This is a genomic window from Pseudomonas sp. NBRC 111119 (assembly GCF_001320125.1).
Lineage (GTDB): Bacteria > Pseudomonadota > Gammaproteobacteria > Pseudomonadales > Pseudomonadaceae > Aquipseudomonas > Aquipseudomonas parafulva.
The window spans coordinates 1-12,940 of the sequence record NZ_BCAV01000054.1; the positions used below are offsets into that span (position 1 = coordinate 1).

The 12,940-nt window shown below is 62.6% G+C and carries 12 protein-coding genes and 1 pseudogene; 6 read left to right on the forward strand and 7 right to left on the reverse strand.

Annotation, left to right across the window (positions count from 1 at the left end; all coding sequences use genetic code 11):
• The first annotated feature begins 144 nt into the window (after positions 1 to 144).
• From APH25_RS19450 to APH25_RS19455, 3 genes and pseudogenes are all read left to right on the forward strand, one after another.
• Complete coding sequence (locus APH25_RS19450; RefSeq protein WP_003158660.1) at positions 145 to 3,060, forward strand: Tn3-like element IS1071 family transposase; 2,916 nt, start codon at positions 145 to 147, stop codon at positions 3,058 to 3,060.
• A 143-nt stretch (positions 3,061 to 3,203) separates the two neighbouring features.
• A pseudogene (locus APH25_RS25135) lies at positions 3,204 to 3,443 on the forward strand (Tn3 family transposase); the annotation flags it as partial.
• On the forward strand, positions 3,344 to 4,210 hold the full coding sequence (locus tag APH25_RS19455) for a DUF2130 domain-containing protein (RefSeq protein WP_023465076.1): 867 nt from the start codon (positions 3,344 to 3,346) through the stop codon (positions 4,208 to 4,210). The pseudogene APH25_RS25135 and the gene APH25_RS19455, both read left to right, overlap by 100 nt.
• A 10-nt stretch (positions 4,211 to 4,220) precedes the next feature.
• Here the strand turns inward: APH25_RS19455 and mobH are convergent, their stop codons facing one another.
• The gene (mobH, locus tag APH25_RS19460; protein WP_003158656.1) at positions 4,221 to 6,083 is read right to left on the reverse strand and encodes a MobH family relaxase; all 1,863 of its coding nucleotides are present in this window, start codon (positions 6,081 to 6,083) and stop codon (positions 4,221 to 4,223) included.
• A 311-nt stretch (positions 6,084 to 6,394) separates the two neighbouring features.
• Here mobH and APH25_RS19465 point away from each other — a divergent pair, with 311 nt between their 5' ends.
• From APH25_RS19465 to APH25_RS19475, 3 genes are read left to right on the forward strand one after another with little or no spacing between them, the layout of a single operon-like run.
• Positions 6,395 to 6,712, forward strand: a complete 318-nt coding sequence (locus APH25_RS19465) for a type II toxin-antitoxin system PrlF family antitoxin (RefSeq protein WP_003158655.1) — start codon at positions 6,395 to 6,397, stop codon at positions 6,710 to 6,712.
• Positions 6,712 to 7,170, forward strand: a complete 459-nt coding sequence (locus tag APH25_RS19470; protein WP_003158654.1) for a type II toxin-antitoxin system YhaV family toxin — start codon at positions 6,712 to 6,714, stop codon at positions 7,168 to 7,170. Before APH25_RS19465 ends, APH25_RS19470 begins: the two co-directional genes overlap by 1 nt.
• A 27-nt stretch (positions 7,171 to 7,197) precedes the next feature.
• Positions 7,198 to 7,560 (forward strand): DUF3742 family protein, encoded by a 363-nt coding sequence (locus tag APH25_RS19475; RefSeq protein ID WP_003158653.1) that lies wholly within the window; start codon positions 7,198 to 7,200, stop codon positions 7,558 to 7,560.
• Positions 7,561 to 7,566: 6 nt separating this feature from the next.
• Here the strand turns inward: APH25_RS19475 and APH25_RS19480 are convergent, their stop codons facing one another.
• From APH25_RS19480 to radC, 6 genes are all read right to left on the reverse strand, one after another.
• On the reverse strand, positions 7,567 to 9,090 hold the full coding sequence (locus APH25_RS19480; RefSeq protein WP_003158652.1) for a conjugal transfer protein TraG N-terminal domain-containing protein: 1,524 nt from the start codon (positions 9,088 to 9,090) through the stop codon (positions 7,567 to 7,569).
• Positions 9,091 to 9,105: 15 nt separating this feature from the next.
• Positions 9,106 to 9,465, reverse strand: coding sequence for a hypothetical protein (locus APH25_RS19485; protein ID WP_003158651.1), 360 nt, complete (start codon positions 9,463 to 9,465; stop codon positions 9,106 to 9,108).
• Complete coding sequence (locus tag APH25_RS19490) at positions 9,462 to 10,856, reverse strand: integrating conjugative element protein (RefSeq protein WP_003158650.1); 1,395 nt, start codon at positions 10,854 to 10,856, stop codon at positions 9,462 to 9,464. The genes APH25_RS19485 and APH25_RS19490 overlap by 4 nt, the downstream gene beginning before the upstream one ends.
• 10 nt (positions 10,857 to 10,866) lie before the next feature.
• Positions 10,867 to 11,814, reverse strand: a complete 948-nt coding sequence (locus APH25_RS19495) for a TIGR03756 family integrating conjugative element protein (protein WP_003158649.1) — start codon at positions 11,812 to 11,814, stop codon at positions 10,867 to 10,869.
• The gene (locus APH25_RS19500; protein WP_003158648.1) at positions 11,811 to 12,257 is read right to left on the reverse strand and encodes a TIGR03757 family integrating conjugative element protein; all 447 of its coding nucleotides are present in this window, start codon (positions 12,255 to 12,257) and stop codon (positions 11,811 to 11,813) included. Before APH25_RS19500 ends, APH25_RS19495 begins: the two co-directional genes overlap by 4 nt.
• Positions 12,258 to 12,400: 143 nt before the next feature.
• Positions 12,401 to 12,895, reverse strand: a complete 495-nt coding sequence (radC, locus tag APH25_RS19505; protein WP_003158647.1) for a DNA repair protein RadC — start codon at positions 12,893 to 12,895, stop codon at positions 12,401 to 12,403.
• Between the last annotated feature and the right edge of the window lie 45 nt (positions 12,896 to 12,940).

Genomic DNA, 12,940 nt, shown 5'->3' on the forward strand with positions numbered 1-12,940 from the left:
GGGTCTCCTCGTTTTCAGTGCAATAAGTGACGGTACGCAAAGCTAGCACTGGCGCGGGGGTGGTCTGGGTAGACCGTTGATTTCATTGACTTTCCTGTTCGCTTTGTAAACGGGTATGGTGGCCTCCCACTTTTGAGGTTCACGATGCAGGGTTGGCACACAACGTTTTTGGGGATGCGTGGGCTCCCCCGCGATATCAGCGACTTCGAGATGAAGGCATTTTTCACCTTCGATGGTGCCGAGCGCGACGCAATCAATGCACGCCGAGGTGATTCCCACAAGCTTGGTCTGGCGCTCCATATTGGTTTCCTGCGCATGAGTGGGCGTTTGCTCGGTGCCTTTCGGGTAATTCCAGTAGCCTTGTGGCGCCACCTTGGCAACGAGCTTGGCATTGCAGCACCAGAAGTCGCCTCGCTGAGAGCCATGTATGAACGCGGGCGCACGCTATTCGATCACCAACAAGTAGCCTGCACGGTCCTTGGATTCCAGTGGATGAGCGAGCACCAGCGCCGCTCACTGGTACGTGAACTGCGCGACGAAGTGGCGCGCTGCGCCGACCGCGATCAGCTACTCGTGCGGGCGCGTCAATGGCTGTACAAGAACAAGCTGGTGATCGTGCACGAGCGGGCAATTCGGACACTGATTGCGGCGGCACTTGCCCAGCTTGAAGTTGAAACAGGCACCGCCATCGCCGCCAGCGTTGATCCAGCAACACTTGATCGCTGGCGAGCCTCAGTTTCAGAGCTGCGCCCAGATGGACAAACCCAGCAGAGTTGGCTATGGGCTGCACCGGCGAAACACTCAACCCGCCAAATCAGCGAGGTACTGGAGCGCATCGACCTGCTTTACACGCTGGACGTTCATAAGCACCTGGCAGACATCCCCGATCTCATCTTGCGCCGCTACGCGCGCCGACTTGTCTCCAGGCCGCCCTCAGCCGGAGCCAAGATCAAAGAGCCAGCGCGCACCGTGGAGGTCGCATGCTTTCTTCGGTATTGCCTGTTCACCACCACAGACCAGTTGATCCTTATGGTGCAGCGCCGGATCGCCGATCTGTGGCGTCAGGCTGCCGCCGATGTCCCCGCTACCGTCAATTGGGCCGCAATGTACAAAACGCTGCTCGGCGAACTTGTTGCCTTGAGCGCGCAAGGTGCGGTGCCAGATGCTGAGTTGCGTGCCCGTCTTGAAGCCTTGATCACCGAAACCCAGAAACGCAAACCACCGAGCAGGGCCTCCCTGGTCCGCGAGGGATTGATTGATGGAATTCGCCCCGTGCGGTCGTTGCTCGTCGCCATTGCAAAGCTGCCCTGGCAGGCCACCGGCGAGCATCCTGCCATCGAGTACCTTGCCAAGCTGCAAGCTTTATATCTCAAAGGATCCAGAAAGCTGCCAGTTGAAGTGGTGGCACCAAGTCTGGGAATGATCTGGCAGGTTTCGATCTCCAGCCCAGACCGGGAACGGGCGTTTCAGGCGTTGGAGGTGGCCACCCTGTTTGCCCTGCGCCGCGCGGTGCGCAATGGCTCGGTCTGGATTGAGCACAGCCTGAGCTTTCGGGGTCGTGCGCGCTTGTTCTTCACGGACGAGCGTTGGCAGGCAGAGTCCAAGAAACACTATGCCCGTCTATCGTTACCCAGCAAGGCTGCCACTTTCTTGAAGCCTTTGCTGGCCAGAGTAACTGCCGGTGTCGATGCGGTGGCCGCTGCAGCCCGCAGTGGCGTACTGCGCGTGGATGATGAACTCCATTTGTCGCCATTGCCCGCAGAGGACGAAGACCCAGAAGTGACCAAGCTGCGCGCGGCTTTGGATCACCGCATCGGTGAGGTTCAATTGCCGGAAGTGATTCTGGCCGTTGACGCCCAGGTGCGCTTTAGCTGGATCATGCTCGGACGTGAGCCGCGCTCTACCGACGAGCTGCTGATGGTCTATGCCGGCATCATGGCCCACGGCACCAGTCTGACTGCGGTCGAATGCGCGCGCATGATTCCGCAATTGTCTGCCACCAGCATTCGCCAGGCCATGCGCTGGGCGCGGGACGAACGGCGTCTGAGCCAGGCCTGCCAGGCTGTGCTGGAATTCATGCAGCGACACCCGATTGCCGCCACCTGGGGGCGGTCCGATTTGGCATCTTCTGACATGATGACCATGGAGACCACCAAACGGGTGTGGCAAGCCCGGCTTGATCCTCGGCGCAACACACCTTCCATTGGAATCTACTCCCATGTAAAAGACCGGTGGGGCATCTTCCATGCGCAGCCCTTTGTGCTCAATGAGCGCCAGGCGGGCGTGGCCATTGAAGGTGTCATCCGCCAAGAAAAGCTGGAGACCAGCCAGCTTGCTGTGGATACCCATGGCTACACCGACTTTGCCATGTCACATGCCCGTTTGCTTGGTTTTGATCTTTGCCCGCGGTTGAAGGAACTCAAACAGCGCCACCTCTTTGTGCCACGCGGCACCAAAGTGCCCGCAGAAATCGCTGCGGTGTGCGAAGCCAATGTCGACGTCGCTTTGATCGAAAAGCATTGGGATAGTCTGGTGCACCTGGCAGCCTCGGTCATGAGCGGACATGCCAGTGCGGTGGCAGCTCTTGCGCGGTTCGGTTCTGCCGCCCAGGGCGATCCAATCTATGAGGCTGGCGTGCAATTGGGGCGGTTGCTGCGTACGGCGTTTTTGGCTGACTACTTTGTCAAGGACGCTTTCAGGAACGAGTTGCGCCGGGTGCTCAATCGGGGCGAGGCTGTTAACGCCCTCAAGCGCGCCATTTATACCGGCCGGATCAGCCCGGCGCAGGCCAAACGTGTCGATGAAATGCAGGCTGTGGCCGATGCGTTGAGCCTGATGGCCAACATCGTGATGGCGTGGAATACCTCACAGATGCAGGCGGTCCTGGATCGCTGGTCGAACCGCCGCCAGGTCATTCCACCGGAACTGATCGGGAAGATTGCGCCCACCAGGCTGGAGAGCATCAACTTGCGGGGTGTGTTTCGCTTCCCGGTTGACCGCTATGCTGACCAAATCCTGCCTTCGCGGCCAAATGCATCGATAACTGGCACCAATGGATGAAACCGACCACGGTTTGACGCCACGAATCGCAGATTTGAAAGTGAACAGGAAAGTCAATGAAATCAACGATCTACCAACACCACCTCCGCGCCAGTGCTAGCTTTTCGTACCGTCACTTATTGCACTGAAAACGAGGAGACCCCTACCGGGCTAGCGGCCTCAATCTGGTAACGGCTGCCGTCGTGTTGTGGAACACGGTCTATCTGGAACGGGCTGCGCACGCGCTGCGTGGCAACGGCCATGCCGTTGATGACGCGCTGTTGCAGTACCTGTCGCCGCTCGGTTGGGAGCACATCAACCTCACCGGCGATTACCTCTGGCGCAGCAGCGCCAAGATCGGCGCGGGCAAGTTCAGGCCGCTACGACCGCTGCAACCGGCTTAGCGTGCTTTATTTTCCGTTTTCTGAGGCGACCCCTTGAGCAACATTGCGAGACCGAGTTCAATCGAATTCGCGCCACCGCATTTCCGAGGGCGTATTTCGAGAAGGACAACGATGCGCGCAGCGGCAGCAAGGGAGACTACATCTTTCGCGACTCCGATGAAGCTGGCACCGAGATCGTCTCGATCATGTTCGAGATGAAGAACGAGAATGACGAAACTGCCACCAAGAAGAAGAACGAAGACTTCCTGAAGGAGCTCGACAAGGATCGCACCGAGAAGGGCTGTGAGTATGCGGTGCTAGTTTCTCTACTCGAACCGGACAGTGAGTTATATAACACTGGGATCATTGATATGTCCCACCGCCACCCGAAGATGTACATTGTTCGGCCGCAATTTTTCATTCCCATCATCACGCTGCTGCGAAATGCGGCGATGAATTCGCTCAAGTACAAATTGGAACTGGCGCTCGTGAAGGCGCAAAACATCGATATCACGAACTTCGAGACCCAGCTGGATACGTTCAAGACCGCATTCGCGAAAAACTACGACCTCGCCTCCAGGCGATTTCAGACAGCAATCGATGAAATTGACAAGTCGATCGACCACCTACAGAAGACGAAGGAGGCCCTGCTTGGCACCGACAGGAATCTTCGACTTGCGAACGACAAGGCGCAGGACGTGACGATCAAGAAGTTGACTCGGGGTAACCCAACAATGGCTGCGAAGTTCGCCGAACTCAAGGACGGCGGATCTTCTGATGCTGAATGAGTCTGGTCATTCACGTCGGAAGCACGGCCAAGTAGGGATTGTTTGGTGGCACGTCACCGAATACCGATTGCGGCTGAAGAAGCAGGTAGCCGTGTAGCTTGCGCGATTTTCGCGGCCCGGTGACTTCGCAAGTCCAAATATTCAGTCCGCTAGCTTGTTTGCGATGCAGTTGCAGCCGCTCGAAGCGTTTTTGCACCCACCGCCAATCTTGCTGGTTCTCCTGCTTGGCGAATGCGCCTACCTGTGGGTGCTCCTGCGCATAGCGCTGGAAGACGCCTGGGCTGACCAGGTAAGCGGTATCGCTCACCGTATGCACGAGCGCCTTCGCATCGTTGATGATAAGCCGGCGTGATGCGATGCCCTGTTGCAGCCATGTCATGAAGTGCTCGCCGGAGGGCCGCGCCGTTGAGGGCGATGTCGCAGCCGTGGGCATAGACGTCGGTGAAACCGTGACCATCGCTGGCATGGACGCCTCGGGGCGCGTGGCAGGCGTCATGCTCGAAACGACTTCCGCATCTTGCTGGGTGCCGCTCGAATCACCCATGCCAACCATCGTGAGCATGTCCTCCAGCGCGTCGGGCAAGGCCTGGTGGGCCGTGGGCGGCGGAGCCAAGGCAGCGGCGCTGCCGCCTTCCCAAGGTCGGGGCCCCTGGTCTTCCTGGGCGGGCTTCATCACGACCGCAGGCGGGGTAGCTGGCGCACTGGCGTCGTTTTCTGCGAGCGTCGCGTCGATCGCCACCGTACCGGCAAAAGGTGCTGGCCGCTCGCCGGATTCCCAGATCAGCGCCGGCGCCAGTCGCAACAAGGTGAATGAATGGGACCAGCCCGTCGTGCTGATCACGGTCGCGCGCCAGACTGCCTTCCCGTCCGGCGTGGGCTTCAACATGCCGTGATCCTGCAGCACGTTGAACACGGCGGTGTTGTTCGCAGGGATGCCGTCGATGCCCTGGGACAGCAGGTGTGCGCGCAGCTTGTCCGAGACCGTCTTGCTCACCAGCCACAAGCCGTCTTCGGTGAGCCAGCCATCGGAGGCCTCGGGTTGGTTCAGCTTCAGCTCCTCCTTGAGCAGGTAACGCAACCCGTCCAGCAGCTTGCGTTGCAGTGCGTGCTTGGGCGCGACCATGGCGCGGGCAGGATCGCCGCCCAGTTCCAGGGCGACCGAAGCGCGATCGGCCTGCACGACGAGTTCGCCAAGCACCCCAGCGTGTTCGTATTGGCCGGCAAGAACATAAAGCAGCGGTCCCCAGAGCGCGGGGTAGCCGCTGAGCCAGTCCAGGATTTGGCGATCGAGCAGTTGGTGGTGGAGCAATCCCGTCGCGGCGCTGTGCAGGCGGTACTCGCGATCATCGCGGTAGCGGAAGCGGTACGGCTGCTGCAACGGGCCGTGCCAAGGGTGCCAAGTGCTGCCGTCGGCCAGTTCGACATGCAGATCGACGGCGATCTTGCCGATGTCATGCAGCAGCGCAGCGTAGGCGACGGCGGCGGTCCAGGCCTCGGACTGCGCCGCTTGGTCTTCGGGGTTGGCGCCGATAGGTAGCAGATGGGACTGCCGTAGCTTCAGGCTGTAGGCGACGATCTCCAGGCCATGGTCGAGCATGCCGCCGGGGTACGCATGGTGATGGGCCTCCGATGCAGGGAACTGCTGGACCAACTCGGCGTAGCACTCCAGCGGAGCGCGATAGAGGATGGCGAACTGCTTGCGCGACAGCGATGTGCGCTGCCAGATGTGTTCCAGCAGCTTTTGCCGGCGCGGTATCGCCAGTAGGGATGCGGCCGACTCGGGCCGCAGCAGCCCTTTCGGAAGATCAGTGGCTGGCGTTGGCGACGGAGCGGCAGCGACCGAGGCCCGTTTTCGCTGGAACAGGGAGAGCATGAGGGTGTCCTGATGGCGGGCCGACCGGGAGGCCTTTTTGCTTTTTCGAGGTAGGGCCTTTCCCCTTGCACTCCATTCCCTTCCCCTTTCGGCCTTTTGGCCCTTAACAGCCTTTGGGTATAGGGCGCCAGGCGTTGATCGTCCACCACCAATGCGGGTTGCAGCGGGGCCGGATTGATGCGGGAAGGCGGGCTGTTCCCAGCCTACGATGGGCCGATTCTTGGACTCGGGAGGACGCCATGAGGCCCCACCGCATTGACGATGTAAGGAAGTTTCCTTACAATGCAGGCATTGCCTCCAGGAGAACCGCCATGCCTGCCATTCATGAAGTTGCCACGCTGACCTCCAAAGGCCAGATCACGCTACCCAAGTCAATCCGGCAGGCGCTTGGCGCCGATACCGGCAGCAAGCTCGCGTTCGAGCTGCGTGGCAGTGAAGTCGTCGTGACCCGTGCTGATGCCGAGCACGAAGACCCCGCCATTGCCGCGTTCCTGACCCTTCTGGCCCGCGATATTGAGGCTGGCCGGAACATTCGCGGGTTGCCGAAGGATCTGGCTCGCACGATGCTAGAGCATGCGGGCCACAAGGTGAGCCTGGCCGACGATTTCGATGAGGACGTGGAAATTTGATGCAACAGCATGGCTGGACGCTGCTGTTCCACGACAACTTGATCGAGCAGATGATGAAACTGCGCGCAGCTGTGCTGCGTGCGCAAGAGAGCGACCCGGAGCGCTTCGGGTCCAACGCCAACGTCAAGTTCTTCCGGGCCTTGGTCCAGTTGATGCAAGATGTGGTGCCGGGCGATCCAGCCCGCGACGAATATCGTCAGGGCAACACCATGGGGCCGGCTTATCGCCATTGGCGGCGGGCCAAACTTGGAAGACGGTACCGGCTGTTCTTCCGGTACGACTCGAAGGCGAAGGTCATCGTATATGCCTGGGTCAACGACGAGCAGACCTTGCGGTCATCGGGCAGCAAGTCAGATCCATACGCAGTGTTCGAGAAGATGCTCGGGCGGGGAAATCCGCCAGACGACTGGAACGCATTGGTACAGGTAAGCAGGCAGGATTGGAGCAAACTGGAGTAGGCATTCCTCACGTAGCAGGAGACGACCATGAACACGACGACCCGAATCAGCACCTCGGAGCGCCTCGGCCGCACCGTCGGTCGTGGATGGCGCACTTATGTGCGTGGCGAGCGACGGTTGTCGAACTGGCTCGCCTCCAAGGGGGTGCCGGTCGTTGGTGCCGCTATGGGATTGTGGGTGGTCAAGCTGGTCGCACTTGGTGTGCTGCTGTACACCGCGTCTTGGCTGGCGCTGCTGCTGGTGGCCGCGGTGGTGGCTGCATGGGTGGCGCGCAATGCGGGCCTGGACGACGACCCGACCGAGCCGGAATGGCGCAACGGGCCTGCTGGATTCGGTCTGTACACCTACGATGGTTTCCGAATCGATCCGCACATCGAGGACGACGAGTAGCGCTGCTCACTTTTTTGAGATGGCATTGATCGCAATGCCTCCGCCCTTGCCTCCGGCAGCCTTGGCGTCCCCCGTTGCCCCGGCGAGGCCTTGCAGGACATTCCCGGCGCGAACACCCGCCCAAGCCAAGGCCATGATCCAGAACGTGGGCAGCACGATGAACATCGTGCCCATGACGAACATCAGAAGCATGTCGCCGAAGGCATTGTTCAGCCCCACCAACGGGTCGAAGTTGGTGTGCGGCCGGTTCCAGCCGAACCCCCAGCCATAGAGCGCATCCAAGATCGTTGAATCGACCCAGCGTGCGAGCTGGAACCAGAAATCCACGAAGAACAGCGCGAACTGCACGACGCTCACGGTGACGACCGTCTTCAGGTCATAGGTGCCCACGACCAGCACCAGCGGGATGCAGATCACGAGCGCCATCTTGAGCAGCGCGAGCACCATGGGCAGCGCCTGGCGCACCACGTCCATCGCCGGGAACGCGGCGACCGCCCCCACGGCCATCCCGACGTCGCCAGCCGCGCGCGTCACGATGTTCGGCAAGGTCTTGTCGATCTGGCCGCCGTAGTCGGTATAGACCGAACCCTGGTTGAGCTTCTGCTGCCGTGGCGAGGCAATCGCGCGGATCACGGAATCGTCCACCTCGGCACGGCTCAGGAATCCGGCCCAGCCCGCCAGGCGATTCAACAGGCTCGGGTCCACCTGCCCCAGCAGCCGCGCACGCAGGCCGTTGCTGCCGTCGGCCCACCACTGCCTGCAGTTCGGGTAGCCGCCACCGCTGGCCACTTGCGCAAGCCCCGCATCGCGGGTGCTGTCGTAGGGCCAGTCGTCGCGCGGCGTGCTGGAGCGGTAGGTGTCGTAGTAGCCGCTCGTGTCCGTGAAGAAGTGCGAACCGATCCAGGTCACGTCGTGCATCTGCGTCTCATCGAGGTTCGGGCGCTGCATGAACAGCTTGGCGCGCGCCGGCCCGTAGCAGTCGCGCGAGAAATCCGCCACCTCCTGAGCCAGCACCGGATCGTCGATGCGCGTGGCGTCGATCTCCATGCGCATCTGCCGCAGATCGGTGCCGCACGGGATTGCGGCCACCGAGGCCCCCGTGACGGCGCGCGAGAGCGCGTGCATGAAACCCCACCAGACCGGCACCTTGGCACTCTGGTTGTTGATGGTGCTGAAGGACTGCGACCAGCCGGTATCCGTGGGCTGCGGCACGCTGACCTGGCACTGGGCCGAGCGCGAGCTGTCGTACTGGATGGTGTTGAGATCCACGTCGATGAACGGGATGCCCGCAAACATCACCACCACGATGGCGACGAACACCCGGTTCTCGATGCGCGCAGCCGAGAGCACACCCTTGTTGCCTTCGTCGGCTCCCTCCGAGCGGGCCTTCAACCATTCCTGCACGATGATCGCAACGAACGGCAGCGCGAAGACACCGCTGGAGACCAGCACCGCCCAGATGCCGTTATGGACGATCCAGGACACGAGGGTCAGGTAGTACTCCAGGTAGTCGGTCGTGAAAAGCGTCATGGCCCGAATCTCCCTTCAGCCCTGCATCAGCAGGCTGGCTTCCAGCACCACGATGGCGAAGACGCCGGCGATCTCGCTGCGCACCAGGCGGCGCCGTGCCTGCCCATCTGTCCCGTTTTGTTCCTCGCGTGCCAGCAGCCGGCGGCGCATCCAGACCCAGCCATAGGCCGTCGCCCCATACAGGCACAACCGCCACACCAGGAAGTAGCCCGCGGCAGCCACCAGCCACTGCTCCCATCCAGCAACGCTGCCGACGAGGTAGATACCGACGATGTTGGCGCCCACGGCCGCGGCGACGAGCATCACCGCCCACAGCAGTGCCTGCCCCACGCGCCGGCTGAACAGCCAGCGCGGGCGCCACGAGGTCGTGCTCATGGCCGGCTCCCTGGGTTGCCCTTCTGCAACTGGTCGAGGCGGTCGGGCACCGGGTCGCCTTCGTAGATGCCGCGCGAGCCGGCCGCGCGCGTGCCGTGGCGCTGGATGATGGCCATCGGCGAGTTGTTGGCCAGCTCGCGGCGCAGTTCCAGTTCGGTCTTAAGGTTGCGGATCTCCTGGTCGAGCGTGTCGCTTTCGTGGTTCACCGCCGCGACCGCCAGCTGGTTCGCCGCCACGTTGGGTTCCTTCTTGCCGGTCAGCAGCGTGCGCTGGAGCAGCAACGCTTTCTCCAACACCGACGACAGCGCGACCTCCGATGCCAGGCGCCGCGCCAGCAGCTCCTTGTCCGGCTCGTCACGCAGCGCCTCGATCACGCCCCGCGTAATGGGCAGCGAGGTGCTGCCGGCCGCACGCAAGTGCTCGAACGTCGTGTTGCGCGTCCCCGAGACCAGTTCCTGCAGGGCTTCCAGTTTCTCCTCGTACTCCTCCTGGATCAGCGGCGTCAGTCCGACGCCGGGCACCGTCTCGGTCTTGGTGCAGGCATCGCAGGTGCGCTGCACCTGTTCCCCAAGCACCCGTGTCGCCCATTCGGTGGCCTGCTGCGGCGACGTCCAGGTCTGGCAGGACAGGCTTGCGCAACTGGTGGGCGCGATGGAGGACGTGTCAGTCACGCCGCGGCCGTTGACGAGGTTGTAACCCGCGCGGGTCACGTCGCCGACCACCCGGACGGCGGGCTGGCCCGCGCCACCGGCATTGCTGCCGCCGACCCAGGGCACGCCATCGTTGCCACGGCGCGTTTCGGCCTGCTCGATCGCCGACACGGCATCCGTGCTCGACACCGCATCGCGCAACGCCATGCCTTCGGCCATCTGACTCCAGCCCAACTGGCCGCCCGCCGTGTCGGCCATCCTCTCGGCCATGGCGCGGCACGTCAGCTTCGAGCGGTCGAAATCCAGCCGCGCCTGCAGCACGCCGTTGGTCAGCAGGTTGTACAGACCGGGATCGGCGCGCTGGATGATCAGCGCAGGCAGGGATGCCACGGCGCTCGTGGCGCTCTGGATCACGTTGCTCATGATCTGCTGGAAGCCGTTCGTGATGCCGTTGAGCTGGTTGCGCAGCGTGGTCTGGATGCTCATGTCGCCGCAGATGAGATTGCTGTTCCAGCCCACGCCGACCCCGATCGAGCGCATGCCGGCGGCGCGGCCCATGGATACCGCGCTGCCGCCGCCGATCGAGTACATGACTTCATCGCCGATGACGGGGCCGCTGGTCTGGAAGCCAGCCTGCGCCCACGCGAGGCCGCAGCCCAGGGCGAGCGCGCCGGCCAGCACTGTGGGGCGCAGCAGGCGGCATGCCTTGGTGGAGAGGTTCATCAGTTCAGGACGCTTCATCGCCGTACCCTCATTGGAAATCGACGCTGCCGAGGAACACCTGGCCCCGGCGTTCGCAGCACGAATAAGGCCGCCACAGCGCCCAGGCGTAGTCGCCTTGCTGGGCCTGGGTCAGGAAGCCGCTGCGCGGGAAGACCGTGCAGGACGAGGACAGGACGGGCGTGAGTTCCTGCCACTTGCCGGTCGAGGCATCGCCTTCCATCAGCGCGCCGGCAGGCCAGTAGCCGGGCCGCGAGTTCGCGAGCAGCGGCTGGTAGACGTGGATCTGCCCGCGGCGCGTGACGACATCGCCGGCGCGCTGGGCCACCACGGCGCCAGCCTTGTGGTCGTCGGCCTGGTGCAGGAAGCCGCCGCGCGGATACACGTTGCCCCACAGGTTCAGCGTGGTGCGCGCGCCGACCTCGCGCCTGCCCGGAATCAGCGCCTCCGGGTAGGCCATCTCGGGCACGTTGTAGCGCCAGGCCAGCGTGTCCAGGGTGCTGAGCAGGTATGGCATGAACGCCGTACCCGCACCCTCGCAGAAGTAGCCCGACGATGAGACGAACTGGTTGAACACCTCGACGCCGGGGTGGCCGATGACGTCCGCGTTCTTGAACTTGGCGAGATTGTTCTCGTGGTCTTCGTTGGTGGTGCCGTCTCCGCCGGCCTGGGCCGAAGGGTTGGGCGTGCTCATCGGACGAACTTCGACCCAGGGGTTCTCGCCGGTGTTGCTGTAGCTGGAGACGACCGCATCCGGGATGTAGTGGCGAACTTTGATGGACGTGCGCACCGTGCAGCCCGTCCAGGTGCAGTAGAGCCAGTAGCAGATGCCGACGACGCGGTATTCGAGGCAGTCTGGCGATGCCACTGAGCCAACGATGGTTGCGGTGTTGAGGGCGTAGCTGCCCGTGGCGCTGAGCAGCAGCACTGAGGCCACGCCAGCACGCAGGAGGCGCATCCGCTCGAAGGGGCGGGTCATGGCTGCGGCCTCCGGTGTTGCGCAACGCGCGCGACGGCACGGGCCACGTCCGGCTCGCCATAGACCACGTAACGCTGATCCACCACGACTGCCGGAATGCTGGTGACGCCCAGGCTCCAGGCGTCGGCGACGCCCTGGTATGCGGAAGCGATGCGGCGCTGGAGGCCGGCACCGCCGTTGTTCAGGCGGCGCTTGACGATGGCCGTGGCCTGCTCGGGATCGGCGGGCAGCTGTGCGGAAAGCTCGGCTTCGATGCGCTGGCCTTCATCCAGCTCGATCAGCCGCTCTCCACCCATAGTCTTGACCGGGTGGCGGCTGTCGGTGACGACCACCACATCGGCGGCGAAGGTGGCTGGGCTGAAAACGGCCAAGGATGCCGGCAGTGCAACGGCCAGGCCAAGGGTTCGCCAGCCGGATGCGAAGCGGAATAAAGATGCTGGCATGTCGCGTGCCCTGGAAGTTGATCAGAGCCATAGTCGAACGCGAACCCGCTGCCGCCCCAACAAACAATGCGCATCGCGGGCACCCCGCATACCTTTTCGGTGCTGTCGCATGGAAAAAGCGGAGGCCGAAGCCTCCGCTGTGATTACAAAAGACCAGACTCGGCGAACGAGTACGGTGCGCCTTGACCAATCACGAAATGGTCGAGTACCCGCACGTCGATAAGCGCCAAGGCCGTCTTCAACTGCTCGGTCAGCAACCGATCCGCATTGGATGGCTCGGTGGTGCCCGAGGGGTGCTGATGCGCGAAGATGACCGCAGCGGCGTTCAGTTGCAACGCTCGCTGCAGCACGACACGTGGATAAACCGAGGTCGCATTGATCGTTCCATGGAACATCGGCTCCACGGCCAGCACGGCGTGCATGCTGTTCATGAACACGACGACGAATATTTCGTTGGGCTCGGCGACCAGCTTCAAACGAAGGTAGTCCCTGACCGCTGCGGGCCGCTCAAGACGTGGCCCTGCTTTGAAAACCCGCCGCTCCAGCAACACGATGGCTTGCTGAACGATCCAGTCCTCGTTCTGAATAGAAATATCGGAAAGCGACTCCAGGCAGGAGTCATTGATGACGACAGACATGGCGAACCTCCAGGCAGGGAAATCGGAGAGCGCACATGCCCCTGG

Coding starts and splice junctions, on each gene's coding strand:
- APH25_RS19490 (WP_003158650.1), bottom strand. CDS start 10,856: ATGAAGCGTCCTGAACTGATGAACCTCTCCACCAAGGCATGCCGCCTG.
- APH25_RS19475 (WP_003158653.1), top strand. CDS start 7,198: ATGAACACGACGACCCGAATCAGCACCTCGGAGCGCCTCGGCCGCACC.
- mobH (WP_003158656.1), bottom strand. CDS start 6,083: ATGCTCTCCCTGTTCCAGCGAAAACGGGCCTCGGTCGCTGCCGCTCCG.
- APH25_RS19500 (WP_003158648.1), bottom strand. CDS start 12,257: ATGCCAGCATCTTTATTCCGCTTCGCATCCGGCTGGCGAACCCTTGGC.
- APH25_RS19450 (WP_003158660.1), top strand. CDS start 145: ATGCAGGGTTGGCACACAACGTTTTTGGGGATGCGTGGGCTCCCCCGC.
- APH25_RS19480 (WP_003158652.1), bottom strand. CDS start 9,090: ATGACGCTTTTCACGACCGACTACCTGGAGTACTACCTGACCCTCGTG.
- APH25_RS19485 (WP_003158651.1), bottom strand. CDS start 9,465: ATGAGCACGACCTCGTGGCGCCCGCGCTGGCTGTTCAGCCGGCGCGTG.
- APH25_RS19470 (WP_003158654.1), top strand. CDS start 6,712: ATGCAACAGCATGGCTGGACGCTGCTGTTCCACGACAACTTGATCGAG.
- APH25_RS19465 (WP_003158655.1), top strand. CDS start 6,395: ATGCCTGCCATTCATGAAGTTGCCACGCTGACCTCCAAAGGCCAGATC.
- radC (WP_003158647.1), bottom strand. CDS start 12,895: ATGTCTGTCGTCATCAATGACTCCTGCCTGGAGTCGCTTTCCGATATT.
- APH25_RS19495 (WP_003158649.1), bottom strand. CDS start 11,814: ATGACCCGCCCCTTCGAGCGGATGCGCCTCCTGCGTGCTGGCGTGGCC.